Raw genomic sequence first — 17,824 nt, 5'->3', positions numbered from 1 at the left:
GCCCGGTATGAAGCCGTTGCCGCCACTGTTGCTGGTCGTTGCCTGTCTGGCCACCCCTGCCGGGCATGCCCGGGCGTTTCCCGACCCCGGGCAGAAACCAGCACCCGGTAATGAACAACCGCAGGTGCCACTGTCACGGGCCGGCTATCGCCCGGAGGTGAACTATCAGCTGCAATGCGCGGGCTGCCATCTGCCCCAGGGGCAAGGCGCGCCCGCCAACGATGTACCCAACATGATCGGCTTTGTCGGCAACTTTCTGCGCGTACCGGGGGGAAGGGAATTTCTGGTGCGCGTACCTGGCGTGGCTCAGGCGGCGCTGAACGACGAACAACTGGCGGCGCTGCTGAACTGGATCCTGCGCCGCGATGGCATCGCCGGGGACAGCACCCCGGCCGGCGCCGAGCCCTATAGCGCCGATGAAGTGGCGGCGATTCGACACCGGATGATGGACAACATTCCCGGCACCCGGGCCGGACTGATCCGTGCCATGCGCGACCAGGGTATCGACATCAACGACGGCATGCCCGCCACAGCGCCATAACAACAGAGGACATTCATCATGCGCATCAGGCTCGCCCCCCTTGCCGGGGGCTCTCTCCTGCTAATGGCCACCAGTGCACAAGCGCTGGAATTGACCAACAACGATCATACTACTTTGAATTTCGATGTTTCCGGCACCGCCGCCTGGCTGCACAGTCAGGAAAGCTACGACCAGGCCGGCACTCTCGACGAGGGCAGCGTCACCTGGCAGGAAGGCGCGGTGAAGTATGGCATCAGCGGCGAACACCGGCTGGCCCGGGATCAACGTGTCACCGGCGCCCTGAGATGGACCTCCACCGGCACCTGGGGTGATGGTGACGCCGCCGGTTTCTCCGATGGCGGCGAGCGCACCACCAAACTGGAGGATGCTTTCCTGACCTGGCACTCCGGCGCCCTGTTTCCCGTCCTCGGCAACGATGGCTTGGCGGTGTCCGCCGGCCGCCAGAGCGTGATCGTCGGCGACGGCTTTCTGATCACCAGTGATTCGCTGAACTTCGGCAAGGGCATCGCCGACGGCGCGCTGAACCGCGGCGGTGCTTACTATCTTGCCGGCCGCAGCGCCTTCGACAAGACTGCCATCATCAGCCTGGGTGGCGAACAAGGCTGGCGCGGTGACGTCATGTGGCTGCAATCCGATAACCCGGCCCAGGCCAAACCGGAGCTCAACATTGGTGTGCTGGAGCATGTAAACGACAAAGGCACCGTGGGCCTCACCTACGTCAAGGTCACCGATCTCGACGACGAATTCGCCTTCCTCTATCCGCAACGGGATGACATGGAAACCGTCAGCCTGCGCGCTCAGGGCAACGCTGGCGTGGAGAATCTTTTCCTGGCCGCGGAATACGCCTGGCAGGATCAGGACCAGGGTGATGAAAACGCCTGGTACGCGGAACTGGGCTGGACCTTCTCCGGGATGCCCTGGCGGCCCAGTATCCATTATCGATTCAGCCGTTTCTCCACCGGCTACGATCCGCTGCTCTACGGTAATGGCCGCGCTCTAGGCACCTGGTTCCAGGGCGAAGTGGCGGCGAATTACGCTGGACCGTTCAACACCAATTCACGAGTCCATCATCTCGCCGCGACCGTGACGCCAAAGGAAAACCTGTCGCTCGGTTTGCTGGCCTACGACTTCACCACTCTGGACCGGGACGCCGGAGCGGACACCAGTGCCCGGGAATACGACCTCTATCTGGAATGGGCGGTGAACGACCACCTCGCCCTGATTCCGGTCATCGGCCTGTACCAACCGGACCGCGCCGCCGCCGATGGTGGCACGCAATTAGGTAATGACGATCGCAACCTGTACAGCCAATTGATCGTCGCCTTTTCGTTTTAATGCAATGAGGACTGGACCATGAGCGACATCGCTTTATTACCCGAGGTGCGGGCATTCCTGCAGCAAGGCCATGATTGTTTCATCAACGGCGACTATGGCCGGGCCACCGGTCCGGCCCATCCGGTGGTGAACCCCGGCACCGGCGAAACCTTCGCGGAGGTACGGGAGGCGGAACCGGCGCAAACAGACGCTGCGGTGAACGCCGCCCACCACGCCTTTCACAGCGTCTGGCGGGATATGGCGCCACTCCAGCGTGGCGCCATCCTTAACCGGCTCGCCGATCTGATCGATCAGCATGGGGAGGAGCTCGCGCAATTGGAAACGCTGTGCTCCGGCAAGACCATTCAGTTGTCCCGGGCCTTCGAAGTAGGACAAAGCAGCCATTTCCTTCGCTATTACGCCGGCTGGGCCGGCAAGATCAACGGTGAGACACTGACACCGTCACTGCCTTCCATGCAGGGCGAACGCTACACCGCCTTCACGTTACGCGAACCGGTCGGCGTGGTGGCCGGTATCGTGCCGTGGAACTTCTCATTGATGATCGCCATCTGGAAAATTGCCTCGGCACTGATCTGCGGTTGTACCGTGGTGATCAAGCCCAGCGAGTTCACGCCCTTCACCCTGCTGCGTTTGGCCGGGTTGGCAAAGGAAGCCGGCCTGCCCGACGGCGTTCTCAACGTGGTCTGCGGCACCGGCGCCTGCGGCCAGGCGCTGATCGAGCACGAAAAGATCAACAAGGTCTCGTTCACCGGCTCCATGAGCACCGGCCGTAGGGTTGGCGCCCAGGCCATGCAAGCCAACCTGACCCGTGCCACTCTGGAGCTGGGCGGCAAGAACGCCGCCGGCTTTCTCGCTGATATCGACACCCAAAAAGCAGTGGCGGGTGTCATGGAAGCGGCCTATCTGCATCAAGGCCAGGTGTGCGCGGCGGCGGAACGGTTCTACGTGCACCGCTCACGGCTGGATGAAATCGTCGACGGCGTGGCGGCACAGCTGAAGCAGCTCAAAATCGGCTCGCCGCTGGATGAAAGCACCGACTTTGGACCGCTCTCCAACCGCCCGCACTTCGAAAAAGTCAGCCAGTACTTCGCCAGTGCCCCCGATCAGGGTTGCGAGATCGTCCACGGTGGCCGGGCGCTGGACCGCCCTGGCTTCTTTATCGAACCAACCCTGGCGGTGGCGGATCGTCGCGATGCCACTTTGCTGCAAGAGGAAGTGTTCGGCCCGGTGGCGTGCTTCCTGCCTTTCGATGACGAAGAGGAATTGCTCTCCCTCATGAACGACAGTCCCTACGGCCTCACCGCCAGCCTCTGGACCAACGATTTGTCCCGGGCCCTGCGTCTGGTGCCGCGCATTGAAGCGGGCACGGTGTGGGTGAACATGCACACCTTCATCGATCCGGCGGTGCCGTTCGGTGGCGTCAAGGGCTCCGGCATCGGCCGGGAGTTCGGCAGCGCCTTCATCGAGGATTACACCGAACTGAAGTCGGTGACGGTGCGGTATTAAAGACACGATCGCGGTTTGGTTCCTCTCCACCTCCCCATTCGGGACAGCGGAGCCGCGTTATACCTTTGCGGGAACGCCGTGAATACGTCCATGTAGGCTCCCGGTCGAACGTCCCTGTTCGACAGGGTCCCGCAAAGGTATAACGCGGCTCCGCTTCGAGGTGAGCGGCAAGCGCGGGAATCCTTCCGATCGCCGCCGAAGCGCCATGAAGGGGAGGACGTGCAATCTCTCCTGTCCAGAAAGGTTCGTCGTTTCTGGAGCCAGGGAAGCTGCGGTTCACTCGAAGCGGGGTTGTACGAAGGCCTTCCGGACCAACCACTGGCACGGAACGGGCTACAACACCACTGTGGGAGCTTGCCTGCAAGCGAATCTTGGGGCCCGGAAGCCCATTCGCTTGCAGGCAAGCTCCCACAGTGGTGTTGTAGTGCCCCCCGCCAATTTATATCTCCAAGGCCCGCAACAGGCTTGGGGTTTAACGTAACGCGGCTCCGCTGTCTACGATGGCGGGTAGGGCCGGATGCCGCTAAACCGCGATCAACCCAATAAAAAGCCGGCCCAATGGGCCGGCGCAAGGCAGAACAAAAAACGTCAGGATCAGGCCGTGGCGGCCGCCTGGCGTTGCCGCGCCACTTCTTCGTTGCGCAGCAGGAATCGCTGTATCTTACCACTGGGTGTCTTCGGCAGCGACTCCACGAACTCAATTTCGCGCGGATAGGCGTGAGCGGACAACCGCTGGCGAACCGCTTGCTGCAGTTCCTTCGCCAGGTCGTCATCCCCTCGATAGCCCGCCCCCAACACCACGAACGCTTTTACCAATTCGGTACGCTCTTCGTCGGGTTTGCCGATCACCGCCGCTTCCACCACTGATGGGTGTTCGATCAGGGCGCTTTCCACATCGAACGGGCCAACCCGGTAACCGGAAGTGGTGATCACATCATCGGAACGGCCAACAAAGCTGATGCTGCCGTCGTCGTTCAGCTCCACCGTATCGCCGCTCATATAATAGTGTTTCAGCATCGACTTTTGCGGATCCGCGGGATACCCCGGGAACCAGAATAACGGCGATTGATTGCGATCCACGGCAAGAATTCCCGGCTGTCCCGCCGGCAATTCCTCGCCCTCTTCGTTGACCACCACCACCCGATGCCCGGGCACGGCGAAGCCGGCGGCACCGATCCGCACCGGATGCTCCAGTTCGTGATGGTTACACAGCACCATGCCCAGCTCGGTCTGGCCGTAGTGATCGTGGATGGTGGTGCCCAGTTCCTTGGCGAACCAGCGGATCACCTCCGGCGTCAGCGGTTCACCGGCACTGCTCACCGCCCGTAATTTGCCGCGCAACGCCTTTACCACGGTGTCCCCGCCGGCCATCAACAATCGGTAAGCGGTGGGCGAGCCGGCCAGGTTGGTAATACCGTATTTGTTGATCACCCGGCAGGTGCTTTCCACGGTGAAGCCGCCGTCATAGAAGGTGGTGGGGTGACCAAGGGACAGCGGCCCGGTCACCGCATAGTAAAGCCCGTAAGCCCAGCCGGGATCGGCCAGATTCCAGAATGCATCGTCTTCACGCAATCCAACCGCGTGTTGCATGTAACCGGCGAAAGCGACGATGGCCTTGAGCGGTACCGGTACCGCCTTGGGCAAGCCGGTGGTGCCGGAGGTGAACATCATCAGAAAGGGGTCATCGGCACTGCGCATTACCGGCTCGGCGCCGTCCTGCTGGCTCTCCAGTTCCGCCCAGAAACTGAAGTCACCACGGCGGATACCCCGGCCTTTATCTCCACCCACGGTGACCACCAATGGATCGCTTTCCAGACCGTCCAGTTTGCCGCGATTGTCACCGTCGGTGACCACAACCCGGGTACCGGCGGTTTGCAGCCGGTGGTCGATGGCCTTCGGACCGAAGGCGGTGAACAACGGTTGATACACCGCGCCAAGCCGCCAGGTGGCCAGCACCGTGATCAGCAGCTCCACCCGGCGTGGTAACAGCCCCGCCACGCAGTCGCCCGCGCCCACACCCTGATTGGCGAGAAAGGCAGCGAAACGGGAGGCCTGGTCGCGCAACTCGCTGAATGTGTAGGTGGCGCTGTCACCGTCGGCGCCTTCCCAGAACAGGGCGATCCGCCCCGGCAGGGCATGGCGGTCACAGCATTCCACGCAGGCATTCAGGCTCTCAAGGGAGCCGCCCAGAGTGGCTTTCGCCACCTGTTGAATATCGAATTGGTCCACCGCCTCGTTGTACTGGCGCATGGGTCGCTCTCCTTCTTTTTTTGTATCTCGCGGCCCGGCGGCCAGCCGGGCCCTGTCGTCACAGGCTCGGGAACATCAGGATTCGGTAACGGTGACGCGAACCTCCTCGATGCTGATCTCACGCATACGAAATTTCTGGATCTTGCCAGTCACTGTCATCGGAAAATCGTCCACGAATTTGAAATGCCGGGGAGTCTTGAAGTGAGCGATGCGGTTCTTGCAGTAGTCACGCAACTGCTCCGCATCGGTATTTTCGTCACCTTTCAGTTTCACCCAGGCGACAATTTCCTCGCCGTACTTATCGTCGGGAATACCAATCACCTGGACGTCGGCCACGGCGGGATGGGTGTAGAGAAACTCCTCGATTTCACGGGGATAAATATTCTCGCCACCGCGAATGATCATGTCCTTGCTGCGTCCCACGATGCGGACATAGCCGGCGGCGTCCATCACCGCCAGATCACCGGTGTGCATCCAGCCGTCCTCGTCGATGGCATCGGCGGTGGCGTCCGGATTATTCCAATAACCCAACATCACACTGTAGCCCCGGGTGCACAGCTCGCCGATTTCACCACGCGGCACGGTATTGCCCTGCTCGTCGACAACCTTGGTTTCCAGGTGCGGCTGCGTGCGGCCAACGGTGGAGACACGGCGCTCCAGTTCATCATCGGCGCCGGTTTGCAGTGATACCGGGCTGGTCTCGGTCATGCCGTAGGCGATTTGCACCTCCTCCATGTGCATTTCGCTGATCACCCGCCGCATGACTTCAATGGGACAGGTCGCGCCGGCCATGATGCCGGTGCGCAGGGAGGAAAGATCAAATTCCTTGATGCGCGGATGGCCCAGCTCGGCGATGAACATGGTGGGCACGCCGTACAGGGCGGTGGCCCGTTCACTGGCCACCGCTTCCAGCGTGGCTTCGGGGTCAAAGCCCGGCGCCGGATAGATCATGGTGCTGCCATGGGTCATGCAACCGAGATTCCCCATCACCATGCCGAAGCAATGATAAAGCGGTACCGGGATCACCAGCCGGTCACGTTCGGTAAAGCCCATGCTCTCGGCCACCATATAGCCGTTATTGAGGATGTTGCGGTGGCTGAGCGTGGCGCCCTTGGGAAAGCCGGTGGTACCGGAGGTGTACTGGATGTTGATCGGGTCATCGGGCTTGAGGCCGGCCTGGCGCTTCCCGAGGTCGTCCACCGCCACCGATTCCGACAGCGCGCCCAGCTCTCGCCAACTGACGAAACCGGCGGGCGGTTGATCGGCGAGGCTCACCACGCCGCGCAACTCGGGCAGGACTTCGCTGTGCACGTCCCCGGGACGGCACGATGCCAGCTCCGGCACCAGCTCCATCAACATGCTCTGGTAATCCGAGGTCTTGAAGTTATCGGCGCAGACCAGCCAGCGGCAACCGGATTGCTTTAGCGCGTATTCCAGCTCATTGAGGCGGTAGGCGGGATTGATGTTGACCAGGATGGCACCCATTTTGGCGCTGGCGAACTGGGTAATGCACCATTCGGCGCAGTTTGGCGCCCAGATACCAAGACGATCACCGGGTTGCAGACCAAGGGCCATGAAAGCGCGGGCATAGCGTTCCACTTCCTCGGCCAGTTGATTCCAGGAGTAACGAAGCTGCTGATGACTGGCCACCAGCGCCTCCCGTTCACCGTATGCGGCCACCGTATTGTCAAAGGCATCGCCAATGGTGGAGGTCAGCAGCGTCTTGTCCCGCGGCCCACGGGTATAGGACTCCGTCATGGCAGGCTCCTTGTCGTTCATTGTTGTCGGTATGAGGGGCCCGTCCAGCCCCGCTTTACGCCTTTACGTTAACGTAAAGGTAAACTTGCACGACGTCACTTATACTTAAGTCGTGACTGGCTGTCCACGCTTTTAGTTCCTAAGCACTAGCTTGGGCTTTTCCGTTCGTCCGGAGATGCCGGTAAACTGTTCTTTTCGCCGCCCCCTTCCCTTCCCGGGACCGGGGCGGCCCTGCTTTGAAGGACGGAGCCCCTGCATGAGCAAACCCAAAATCCTGGTAGTAGGAGGCGGTGCCGGCGGCCTGCCGCTGGTCACCCAACTCGGACGGAAGCTGGGCAAGCGCGGTCGCGCCGACATCACCCTGGTGGATACCAGCAACATTCACGTGTGGAAACCGCGCTATCACGAAGTGGCCACCGGCGCCATCGACGCTGACCTGGATGCCGTGGACTACCGCGCCCATGCCCGACTCAATCACTACCGGTTCGAGCCGGGCACCCTGACCCACGTGGATGCCGCCGCGCGGACCGTCACCCTGGCGGCGATGAACGGCCCGGACGGCGAAGAGGTACTGCCCGAACGCCAGCTCGACTACGACTACCTGGTGCTTGCCATCGGCAGCCAGAGCAATGATTTCGGCACTCCCGGCGTGCGCCAGCATTGCCTGTTCATGGATACCCGCACCCAGGCGGAACGCTTTCGCGAGCGCTTCCTGAACACCTGTCTGCACGCCAACTACCGCAATGATCCGGTGTCCGTGGCAATTGTCGGCGGCGGCGCCACCGGTGTGGAGCTGGCGGCGGAAATCCATCATGCGGTGGCCATGCTCAAGCTCTACGGCCACGAACATCTGGACCGCAAGCAACTGCGCGTCACCGTGGTCGAGGCACTGCCACGGATTCTGCCCGCTCTCAGTGAGCGGGTATCCGCCGCCGCCACCGAACGGTTGCAGGCGCTCGGTGTATCAGTCCGCACCGGCGTGATGGTGGCGGAGGCCACCGAGCAGGCGCTGGTCACCAAGGACGGCGAGGAGATCAAGGCCGACCTGATGGTGTGGGCCGCGGGGGTAAAAGGCCCGGATGTTTTCGGACAGCTGGAGGGATTCGCCGTCACTCGCGTCAACCAGATCGAGGTGGAACCGAATCTGCTGGCCAAGGGCCACGACAATGTCTTCATTATCGGCGACAGCGCTTTCCTTAAACCGGAAGGGGCGGAGCGGCCGATTCCGCCGCGCGCGCAATCGGCGCAGCAAATGGCCCATCACACCGCCCGGAATCTGGTTCGCTTGCTCAACAGTCAGGAGCTGAAGCCGTTCGAGTACAAGGACCACGGTTCGCTGGTGTCGCTGTCCAACTACAGTTCCGTGGGCATGCTGATGGGCAACCTGAAAGGCGGCAACTTCTTCGTCGAAGGCTGGCTGGCGCGGATCATGTACGTGGCGTTGTATCGCATGCACCAGGCCGCGTTGTATGGCTGGCCACGAACGATCATGCTGCTCACAGCGGGCCGTTTCAGCCGTTTGGTGCGACCGCGTTTGAAGCTGCATTGACGACAACGGGCTCCCACCGCGGCTTCGTGGCAATTCTGAACATCTGTCTTTAACGCTCGGCACCCGATGCACCAGATCCGGTTGTCCTTCTACGAAGAAAAGTGGACTTTCTTCTCGGCGCGCATAGCGGAACAATAGTCCCATCATTAATCGCCGCCAGGACGACACGGCATGCAGAAAATCAAGGACATCGTCCTCTATTGGTTCGGTATTCTCAAAGCGTCCATCGGCTATTGGTTAAGAGGTGATGCCCTGATCCACGCCGGCGCGCTGGCGTTCTTCACGCTGTTCTCCATCGCGCCAGTGGTGATTCTGGCGGTCCAGGTGATCGGTCTGGTGATGAGCACCGATGCCGCCATGCAACAGATCATGAGTCTGCTGGAAGACAACGTCGGCGCCGAAGCCGCCCAGGCGGTGGCGGAAGCGGTGGCGCGTACCCGCATCACCGACGGCGGCCTGTTGCCCACCATCATCGGTGTCGGCGCCATGTTGCTCGGTGCCACCACGGTTTTTGCCCAGATGCAGCGTTCACTCAACAACATCTGGGATATCGCCCCCCGCCCGTCGCGCAATACTCTTTTCGCGCTGATCAAGAACCGGCTGTTGTCGCTTACCGTGGTGCTCTCCATCGGTTTCGTGATGATGGTGTCGTTGCTGCTCAGTGTGATCACCCAAGCGCTGATGGTGTTCGCTCAGGACTGGCTGCCGGTACCCGGCATGTTCATGGTGGTAGTGGAAACACTGGTATCGGTGACGGTGATCACATTGCTGTTCGCCACCATCTTCAAGGTCCTGCCGGACGCCATCCTGAGCTGGCGCGACGTGCTGCTCGGCGCACTGGTCACCGCCTTGCTGTTCATCCTCGGCCGCTTCCTGATCGCGTTGTATCTTTCCCATACCGCCACCGCCTCCACCTACGGCGCCGCCGGCTCCCTGGTGTTGCTGTTGTTGTGGGTGTACTACTCGTCGTTGATCCTGCTGTTCGGCGCCGCCGTCACCCGCGCCCGCGCGGAAGCCCGCAACAGCACCGTCCGCCCGCGCGCCACGGCGGTACGGGTACGACGCGTACTGGAAGATCAATAACCCGGGCCCCGGCCCGCCCCCTGATGTCATGGAGAGATTATGCCCCGCCCCTTTTTCATCACCATGCCGGTTTTGTTGTTCGGTCTGATTACCGGCGCCCATGCCTTGGAACAGGAAGATTTCCGGGCGTGCCTGGGTGAGCTGGAACAAAAAGCCATCGAGGACGGCATCGATCCGGAGCTGGCCCGCCAGCGGATCCCCGCTCTGACCCTGCAGACCAAGGTGGTCGAGCTGGATCGCAAACAACCGGAATTCACCAGCAGCTTCGCCGACTATTATGGGCGCCGGGTAACGTCGCAGCGGATAAAACAAGGCCGGGAGCTGCGCCGCCAACACGCCGATCTGCTGGCCAAGGTGGAAGCCGAGTACGGTGTCCCCACCGCCTACTTGCTGGCGTTCTGGGGGCTGGAGACCAACTATGGCGGTTTTTACGGCAACACGCCGGTACTCGACGCGCTCGCCACACTGGCCTGTGAAGGCCGTCGCGGCGCTTTCTTCACCGCCGAGTTGATGAACGCTCTGCGCATCGTCGAGGAAGGCGCCATTGCCGTGCCACAAATGGAAGGCTCCTGGGCCGGCGCCATGGGCCATGTGCAATTCATGCCCTCCACCTTTCTCCGTTACGCCGTGGACGGCGACGGTGACGGCCGCCGGGATCTCTGGCACAGCCTGCCGGACGCACTCTCTTCCGCCGCCAATTTCCTCAACGCCCTGGGCTGGCGGACCGGCGAGCGCTGGGGCCGCGAAGTCTCGTTACCGGACCAGTTCGACTATGGCCTGGCCGGCCTCGGTGAATCCTGGCCGCTGAGTTACTGGCGCGAACGCAACGTGCGACTTCCCAACGGCCAGCCACTGCCGGAGGCACCGATGAACGCGTCGCTGTTGGTGCCCTCCGGCGCCCATGGCCCCGCCTTTCTGGTGTACGAGAACTTCCGCGTGATCATGGGCTGGAATCGCTCCGAAGCCTACGCGCTGGCGGTGGGCCGTCTGGCGGACCGGATCAATGGCGCCGGCGAACTCAGCCGGGCACCGGTCCCGGCGCCGCGTCTGCACCGGGACCAGGTCAAGGCGTTGCAAGCGCGCCTGAACGCCGACGGCTTCAAGGCCGGCTCCGAAGACGGGCTGCTCGGTCCGGGCACTCGCGCCGCGCTTGGGCGCTTCCAGCAACAACAGGGGCTGCCGGCCGACGGTTTCCCGGACGAAGCCAGTCTCAAGGCATTGGGCATTCTCAAGGAAGAGGCGGAAGCCAAACCCGGCGGATCGCCACGGACGCCGCAGGAATAGGAGCTGTACCGTGATTCGTGTCGTCATCGCCCTACTGATGCTATTGCTGGGTCTGGCCATGGCCGCCGGCGGCGGCTGGCTGGTATCCCTGAATGGCAGCCCCTATTACCTGGTGGCTGGCGCGGTGCTGGTACTTTGCGCATTGCTGCTGCTGATGAAGCGGCGCAGCGCCCTGAGTCTTTACGCTCTACTGTTGATCGGCACCCTCGGTTGGAGCCTGTGGGAGGCAGGACTGGACTGGTGGGCCCTGGCGCCACGCGGCGCATTGCTGGTGCTGTTTGGTTTGCTGCTGGTGATTCCCGGCGTGACGTCCCCGATCCGGGGCGGGCGCGCGCCCTTGCTGCTGGCGGTCTTGCTGAGCACGGCGGTTGCCGCTGTCGGCTACTATCAGGACCCCCATAATCTGAACGGAGAGCTGCCCGGCCCGGTCAGCCCGGACGCCGGCCACTCCGAGTTGGTACCCAAAGGAGACTGGCACGCCTACGGACGTACCGCCTTGGGCCAGCGGTATTCGCCATTGACGCAAATCACCCCCGACAACGTGACCCGGTTGCGCCGGGCCTGGGTGTTCCATACCGGCGATACCGACGCCACCACGTTCGAGGCCACGCCGCTGAAAGTGGGCGACACCCTGTACCTGTGCACGCCGCGCCATGAGCTGATCGCGCTGGACGCCACCACCGGCGTGGAACGCTGGCGTTTCGATCCCGACATCGAACCGGAGCTCAATCGCCGGCGCCAGATCTGTCGCGGCGTGGCTTATTTCCCCGGTCATCGTCAGCCGCCGCTGGCCACGGTGGAACGCACCAATCCACAGCCAGAGGAAATGCTCGCCGCCACCGGCAGCGAACGGGACAGCCTGATCGATCCGGAAGATCTGCATTGTGAACAACGGCTGTTCCTGCCCACCGCCGACGCCCGCCTCATCGCGCTCGACGCGGACACCGGTGAACGGTGCGCCCGGTTTGGCGACAACGGCGAAGTAAACCTTTGGAACGGCATGCCCAATCCCGAGCCGCCGCTCTACTATCCATCCTCACCACCGGCGGTCACTGACCAGTTGGTGATCATCGGCGGCCTGATCAGCGACAACGTTTCCGTCGCCCAGCCCTCCGGTGTCATCCGCGCCTACGATGTGGACGACGGCCGGCTGGTGTGGAACTGGGACCCCGGCAACCCGGAACGGACCGAACCGCTACCGGAGGGCGAAACCTACAGCGCCAGCAGTCCCAACAGTTGGTCGGTGGCCAGCGTCGACGAAGCTCTGGGCATGGTCTATCTGCCCATGGGCAATCACACTCCGGATCAATGGGGGGAACAGCGCGACCCCGATGCCGAACGTTTCAGTTCCTCGGTGGTGGCGCTGGATCTGGCCACCGGCAAGGTGCGCTGGGTGTTTCAGACCGTGCGTCACGATCTCTGGGACATGGATGTACCGGCACAGCCCAGCCTGCTGGACCTGGATACCCCCCAGGGCCGCGTGCCGGTGCTGGTGCAACCGACCAAACAGGGCGACATCTATGTGCTCGACCGCCGCACCGGCGATCCGGTGTTGCCGGTACGTGAACAACCGGCGCCGGCCAGTCTCGGTTATCAGACCGTGGCCACCAGCCAGCCCAGCTCCGCCCTCAACTTCAATCCACCGCCATTGCGTGAGCGGGACATGTGGGGCGCCACGCCGGTGGATCAATTATTTTGCCGCATCCGCTTTCGCCAGCTTCAGTACCAGGGCCGTTATACACCGCCTTCGGAACAAGGAAGCCTGATTTACCCGGGAAACTTCGGCGTATTCAATTGGGGCGCCCTGGCGGTGGATCCGGTCCGCCAGGTGGCATTCACCTCGCCCTCCTATCTCGCCTACGTCTCCACTCTGGTTCCCAGAAAAGACGACCATAGCCGCCATGTTTCCTCACGGGGGCCCGGCGCCAACGAAAACTATGGCGCCCCCTATGCGGTGGAGATGAAACCGTTCCTGTCGCCACTGGGCCTGCCCTGCCAGCAACCGCCCTGGGGTTACGTGGCCGGCGCCGATCTGCGTACCGGCGAAGTGGTATGGCGTCATCGCAACGGCACCATCGGCTACCCGTCACCGATCGCGTTGCCGGTGACCATCGGCGTGCCGGATATCGGCGGACCGATCATCACCGCCGGCGGCGTGGCGTTCATGAGCGGCGGCCTGGATAACAAGGTGCGCGCCTACGACATCACCAGCGGGCGCACGCTATGGGAAGACCATCTGCCCATTGGCGGTCACGCCACACCGATGACCTATCTGGACGACACCGGCCGGCAGATCCTGCTGGTGGTGGCCGGCGGCCACAGCGCCATCGGCACCCGGGGCCCGAGCCGCGATGCCGTGATCGCTTATGTGCTGGATGACGCGGCGGCGGAAAAGGACGTCGATCAGGTTCGCTGAACGAGCGTCAGAACCGCACGGTGATGCCGGCGTTATAACGCCGGCCATCCAGCACCCGGCCATAGGTATCGCTGTCCACTTCCTTGTCGAGCAAGTTATAGACGCCGCCGTACACGCTCACCAACTCGGAAAGCTGATACTGCATACCCGTATCCACCAGCGTATAGCTCGGGTAACGCTCGGTCAGGCCGCCGCGTCCGGCCACTTGTTCGGCACGGCCCTTGAACCGGGCCTTGGACCAGATCCGGGCTTTGTCGGTGGCTTGCCAGTCGAAAGCGATATTGGCGCGATGACGGGGCTGATCGTTGAGCGGGTTGCCTTTGTTGTCGCCGGAAAGCTGCTCGCTGTCGGTGAAGGTGTAGTTGGTGTGCACGCGCATATCGTGACGTATCGGAAAACCGAACGTCACTTCCACTCCCCGTACCCTGGCCTCGTCCACGTTGGTGTACTGATACAGTTTTTCGTAGTCGTAGCCCTGATAAATACAGTCGGTGTCGGTTCCGCTGACGCGATCACAGATCAACGGTTTCTCGATTTTGTCCTTGTAGTCGGTGTGAAACACGGTGACGCTGGTTTCGATGCCGTTACGGCCCTGCCACAACCCCGCCAGCTCATAGGTGACACTTTTTTCCGGTTTCAGATCGGAATTGCCGATGTCGCCACCGTCGGTGGACGGGCCACCGCCGCCTTCCACCCAGTTGGAATCACCCTGTTTAAGATCCGGCGTGCGATAGCCGGCGCTGACGCCGCCTTTCAGAGTGAAGGCCGGCGACAGCGCATGGACCGCATAGGCCCGTGGCACCACTTCGCTGCCGTAGTTCTCGTCCTTGACCCAACGCAGGCCGCCGGTGAGAGACAGCGGGTCACTAATGAACCACTGGTCCTCGGCGAACAACGCCGCATCCCAACGTTCCAGATTCGCTTTGTTGATGGCGCGCGCCGGGTTCTCGGTTTTCTGCAACCGATACTGAGCCCCCACCGTCATCACATGGCTGTCGAACGGCAGCACCGTGGAAGTGTTGGCGGTGGTGCGCTCGTACAACGCGCTCTGAGTACGGTTCAGCATTTCCTCATGCTGCACATAGCTCTTGGTGGTGAAGCCGTTGCCCCAGGTGAGATCGTAGGACAGCGCCTGATGGCGCCGCACCGTTTCCAATTCGCTGTCGCTGCCGGTGCGCGCCGCGGTGCCAACGATATCCTGGGTGGCATACCCTGCTTCCAGTTGCAGGGACTGGCGCTCGCTCGGGGTCCAGCCCAGCCGCGCCGTGGTGTTGTCACGGTCCAGATCGCGGTAGCCGCTGGGGATATCGTCTTCGTCACGCACATAGCGGGAACCGAACATGGTGAACGATAACCGGTCCGGAACCAGCGGCCCGCTCAGATAGTAGCGGTTCTGATGGTAATCGCCGGCATCGTGGCTTTCCTGCATGACCCGGTCCAGCGTCACCGAACCGCTCCACTGGTCCGGCGTTTTTTTGGTGATGACGTTGATGACGCCCCCCAAGGCGTCGGAACCGTACAGCGAGGACATGGGCCCGCGAATCACTTCGATCCGCTCGATGGCGGACACCGGCGGCAACCAGCCGTACTCGGCACCGGCGCCAAAACCGTTGTAATAACCCTGCCCGGATCCCTGCGGTTTGCCGTCCACCAGAATCAGGGTGTACTTGGAATCCATGCCACGGATGGAAATTTCCTCGGTGCCGCCCTTGCCGGACGGGCCGTCGTCCACGTACACACCGGGTACCGCCTGCAGCGCCTCGGTAATGTCGCGATACGCCTTGCCTTCCAACTCCTCGCGGGTAATCACGGAAATGCTGGCCGGGGCATTGGTCACATCCACCGCCTGCCCGGACGCCGAGGCGGACGTGACAGTGACTTTTTCCAGAGTATGAGGAGAGCCGGACCGCACCGGGCGCGCGCGCAGACGGTAGCTGCCGTTACCCTGGGCCACCGCCTCCAGCCCGGAACCGGCCAGCAGCACGCCCAACCCTTCCAGCGGTGAGTATTCGCCGCTCAATCCGGCGCTGCGCTTGCCCTCGGTAAGACGGCCATCAATCACCAGAGTCAGACCGGCGGCACCAGCGAATTCAGCCAGGGCACCGTCCAACGGCCCGGCAGCCACCTGGTAGAGGCGGGTGCCGGCACTCTCCTGGGCCACCGCCGGCCCGCTGACCACGGCGGCCCCGGCCATCACTCCACACAACGACAACGTCAATGGCAGATGCCGAAAACGGGAAAAACACATCATGTTCCGATCCTTAACAGGGTGTATTACCTGTTATCCCGAACGGGCGCCGGAAAAGTGCTACCCCGAATTGGATTTTTTTCGGATCCCGATTCTTGCACCCCATTGGGGGAAACCAAAACGCTAGACCGCCGCCACGCGCACCAGCCAGGGGGTGCGGTAATGAATCGCCACCGGCAGCGCCCGGGCCAGGGATTCCAACACATAGTCGGTATCCTTGAGCGGATAGGCACCGGACACGATCAGGTCCGCCACCTCGTCGTCGCAATAGAGCAGGCCGTCGCGATAACGGCTCAGCTCATCGAGAAAATCCGCCAGCCGCCAACGGTCCGCCTGCAATACGCCGCGGGTCCAGGCCAGCGCCCGCTGCCTGGACAATGGCGTTACCGACAGCCCGTCCGGGTCAAAATGAACCTGCTGGCCGGCATTCAGGGTGACGGCGGCCTGGCGGGGATAGGCGGTAACCAGTTGCGCCCCGCCGGCCAGCACACCCACCGTGCCGGCCCCATGCCCCAGGTCACGCGCGGTCAGCCAGGCGCCTTGCACATTCAACAATGCCGCCGGCAGGGCCAGCGATAATGGGCCGGCCTTCTTCAGGGTGGAGGATCGCGTATCCAGGGCGACTTCACTTTCCGGCGCCAGGGAGATTCGGCGGCGGTCTTGGCCGAAGTCCACCGACACGGCACTGGCGGTGTTCAGTATCAACGACGAGCCATCTTCCAACCGGAACCGCTGCTGTTCGCCACGGGCACAGCGATAATCCGCCATCGCTTTTTGCCAGAACCCGCCACGCGCTCCGGCAAGCATCAGCATCGATCCCACCCCCACCGCCGCCAGAGCACCGAGCGCCCGGCGCCGGCCCACTGACGATGGCCGCTCCAGGGTGCGCCGCGCCACTTGCGGACTCAGAGTACCCAGTGTGCCCGCCATCCTCGCCACCACGTCCCAGGCCTGGCGATGCTCCGCGTCGGCGTTGAGCCAGCGGCGCCAACGCTCCCGGTCGGCGGCTTGCTGTTCCCCGGACCAGAACAGCACCTGCCAGTCCAGAGCAGCTTGCAGGCTGGCGCTGTCCAGACCATGACGGTCGGCGTACTGGCGCAGAGGGCCGGGCAAAGCGTCACTCATACCGGTTCGAATTCGCTCAGCGCCAACAGACAGGACTGGGCGGCCCGCAGCATGTACTTGCGAACCGATCCATGGGACACACCCAAACGCTCGGCGATACGGCTATAGGTCAAACCCTCGAAACGGGAACACAGGAAGGCCTCGCGCACCTTGGAGGGCAGTTCGTCCAGCGCCTGGTCAATACGGGCCAGAGTCTCCAGGGTCAGCGCACGCTGCTCAGCGGAAGGCGCGCTGTCTTCCGGCAGTGCCGCCAGGGCTTCCCGGTAGGCAAGCTCCAACCGGCGCCGGCGGTGCATATCGACCATCAGCCCCTTGGCGATGCGGGCCAGGAATGCCCGGGACTGCTCCGGCGCCGGAAAGCGGCCGGAGACCATCAACCGGACATAAGTGTCCTGGACCAGATCGGCGGCATCAGCGCCGTCTCCGCCCAGGCGCCGGCGCAGCCAGCCCAGTAACCAATGGGCATGATCGCGGTACAGCGAACCGATGTCGGTTTGCGTGGCGTTCGTCATCATCAGCGGGCTATCGTCCGGACATGGCAGCAAATAAAAACGAATAGCGGTTAGTAATAATTATCAATAAGAAATGAAGTCTAGGGATCGATTCTCACAGGGGCAAGCCCTGCCCTGCACATTTCTTACACATTTTCGATATTGATTTGCCGATAGCAACAATTATCATTCACTGCCCATAATGGCACCACTCTCCGCCGATCCGACTAGAGAAACA

At 62.5% G+C, this 17,824-nt stretch carries 12 protein-coding genes; 7 read left to right on the top strand and 5 right to left on the bottom strand.

The window, feature by feature from the left end; all coding sequences use genetic code 11:
- Positions 1–7 precede the first annotated feature (7 nt).
- From CRO06_RS07145 to CRO06_RS07135, 3 genes are read left to right on the top strand one after another with little or no spacing between them, the layout of a single operon-like run.
- The gene (locus CRO06_RS07145) at positions 8–541 is read left to right on the top strand and encodes a cytochrome c family protein (protein WP_097058094.1); all 534 of its coding nucleotides are present in this window, start codon (positions 8–10) and stop codon (positions 539–541) included.
- Between the two features lie 18 nt (positions 542–559).
- A complete protein-coding gene (locus CRO06_RS07140) occupies positions 560–1,876 on the top strand; it encodes an alginate export family protein (protein ID WP_097058093.1) in 1,317 nt (438 codons plus the stop codon).
- A gap of 18 nt (positions 1,877–1,894) precedes the next feature.
- Positions 1,895–3,382 (top strand): aldehyde dehydrogenase family protein, encoded by a 1,488-nt coding sequence (locus tag CRO06_RS07135; RefSeq protein WP_026948479.1) that lies wholly within the window; start codon positions 1,895–1,897, stop codon positions 3,380–3,382.
- 594 nt (positions 3,383–3,976) lie between these two features.
- Here the strand turns inward: CRO06_RS07135 and CRO06_RS07130 are convergent.
- Complete coding sequence (locus tag CRO06_RS07130; RefSeq protein ID WP_097058092.1) at positions 3,977–5,632, bottom strand: AMP-binding protein; 1,656 nt, start codon at positions 5,630–5,632, stop codon at positions 3,977–3,979.
- Between the two features lie 75 nt (positions 5,633–5,707).
- Entirely contained in the window at positions 5,708–7,390 is a 1,683-nt protein-coding gene (locus tag CRO06_RS07125) for an AMP-binding protein (RefSeq protein WP_097058091.1), read from the bottom strand.
- A gap of 256 nt (positions 7,391–7,646) precedes the next feature.
- Between CRO06_RS07125 and CRO06_RS07120 the strand changes: the two genes are divergently transcribed.
- The 4 genes from CRO06_RS07120 to CRO06_RS07105 all read left to right on the top strand — a co-directional run bounded on the left by CRO06_RS07120 (position 7,647) and on the right by CRO06_RS07105 (position 13,722).
- Positions 7,647–8,939, top strand: coding sequence for an NAD(P)/FAD-dependent oxidoreductase (locus CRO06_RS07120; RefSeq protein ID WP_097058090.1), 1,293 nt, complete (start codon positions 7,647–7,649; stop codon positions 8,937–8,939).
- A 171-nt stretch (positions 8,940–9,110) separates the two neighbouring features.
- Entirely contained in the window at positions 9,111–10,022 is a 912-nt protein-coding gene (locus CRO06_RS07115; RefSeq protein WP_035450515.1) for a YihY/virulence factor BrkB family protein, read from the top strand.
- A gap of 39 nt (positions 10,023–10,061) precedes the next feature.
- Positions 10,062–11,306: a lytic murein transglycosylase gene (locus CRO06_RS07110; RefSeq protein ID WP_097058089.1), complete on the top strand. Its 1,245-nt coding sequence runs from the start codon at positions 10,062–10,064 to the stop codon at positions 11,304–11,306.
- A 10-nt stretch (positions 11,307–11,316) separates the two neighbouring features.
- On the top strand, positions 11,317–13,722 hold the full coding sequence (locus CRO06_RS07105) for a membrane-bound PQQ-dependent dehydrogenase, glucose/quinate/shikimate family (RefSeq protein ID WP_218839879.1): 2,406 nt from the start codon (positions 11,317–11,319) through the stop codon (positions 13,720–13,722).
- Between the two features lie 7 nt (positions 13,723–13,729).
- Here the strand turns inward: CRO06_RS07105 and CRO06_RS07100 are convergent, their stop codons facing one another.
- The 3 genes from CRO06_RS07100 to CRO06_RS07090 all read right to left on the bottom strand — a co-directional run bounded on the left by CRO06_RS07100 (position 13,730) and on the right by CRO06_RS07090 (position 17,610).
- Positions 13,730–15,973 (bottom strand): TonB-dependent receptor, encoded by a 2,244-nt coding sequence (locus tag CRO06_RS07100; protein WP_097058088.1) that lies wholly within the window; start codon positions 15,971–15,973, stop codon positions 13,730–13,732.
- Between the two features lie 120 nt (positions 15,974–16,093).
- Entirely contained in the window at positions 16,094–17,095 is a 1,002-nt protein-coding gene (locus CRO06_RS07095; protein ID WP_097058087.1) for a DUF4880 domain-containing protein, read from the bottom strand.
- Complete coding sequence (locus tag CRO06_RS07090; protein ID WP_097058086.1) at positions 17,092–17,610, bottom strand: sigma-70 family RNA polymerase sigma factor; 519 nt, start codon at positions 17,608–17,610, stop codon at positions 17,092–17,094. The genes CRO06_RS07095 and CRO06_RS07090 overlap by 4 nt, the downstream gene beginning before the upstream one ends.
- Positions 17,611–17,824: the final 214 nt, after the last annotated feature.

This window comes from Alloalcanivorax xenomutans, from assembly GCF_900217905.1.
Classification (GTDB): Bacteria; Pseudomonadota; Gammaproteobacteria; order Pseudomonadales; family Alcanivoracaceae; genus Alloalcanivorax; species Alloalcanivorax xenomutans.
The sequence above is the reverse complement of the archived record's forward strand: the minus strand, read 5'-3'. Positions and strand labels throughout refer to the sequence as shown.

Bases quoted from the DNA above. Each gene is read 5' to 3' on its own strand.
- CRO06_RS07135 (WP_026948479.1), top strand. From the start codon at position 1,895: ATGAGCGACATCGCTTTATTACCCGAGGTGCGGGCATTCCTGCAGCAA.
- CRO06_RS07100 (WP_097058088.1), bottom strand. From the start codon at position 15,973: ATGATGTGTTTTTCCCGTTTTCGGCATCTGCCATTGACGTTGTCGTTG.
- CRO06_RS07120 (WP_097058090.1), top strand. From the start codon at position 7,647: ATGAGCAAACCCAAAATCCTGGTAGTAGGAGGCGGTGCCGGCGGCCTG.
- CRO06_RS07125 (WP_097058091.1), bottom strand. From the start codon at position 7,390: ATGACGGAGTCCTATACCCGTGGGCCGCGGGACAAGACGCTGCTGACC.
- CRO06_RS07130 (WP_097058092.1), bottom strand. From the start codon at position 5,632: ATGCGCCAGTACAACGAGGCGGTGGACCAATTCGATATTCAACAGGTG.
- CRO06_RS07095 (WP_097058087.1), bottom strand. From the start codon at position 17,095: ATGAGTGACGCTTTGCCCGGCCCTCTGCGCCAGTACGCCGACCGTCAT.
- CRO06_RS07110 (WP_097058089.1), top strand. From the start codon at position 10,062: ATGCCCCGCCCCTTTTTCATCACCATGCCGGTTTTGTTGTTCGGTCTG.
- CRO06_RS07115 (WP_035450515.1), top strand. From the start codon at position 9,111: ATGCAGAAAATCAAGGACATCGTCCTCTATTGGTTCGGTATTCTCAAA.
- CRO06_RS07090 (WP_097058086.1), bottom strand. From the start codon at position 17,610: ATGATGACGAACGCCACGCAAACCGACATCGGTTCGCTGTACCGCGAT.
- CRO06_RS07140 (WP_097058093.1), top strand. From the start codon at position 560: ATGCGCATCAGGCTCGCCCCCCTTGCCGGGGGCTCTCTCCTGCTAATG.
- CRO06_RS07145 (WP_097058094.1), top strand. From the start codon at position 8: ATGAAGCCGTTGCCGCCACTGTTGCTGGTCGTTGCCTGTCTGGCCACC.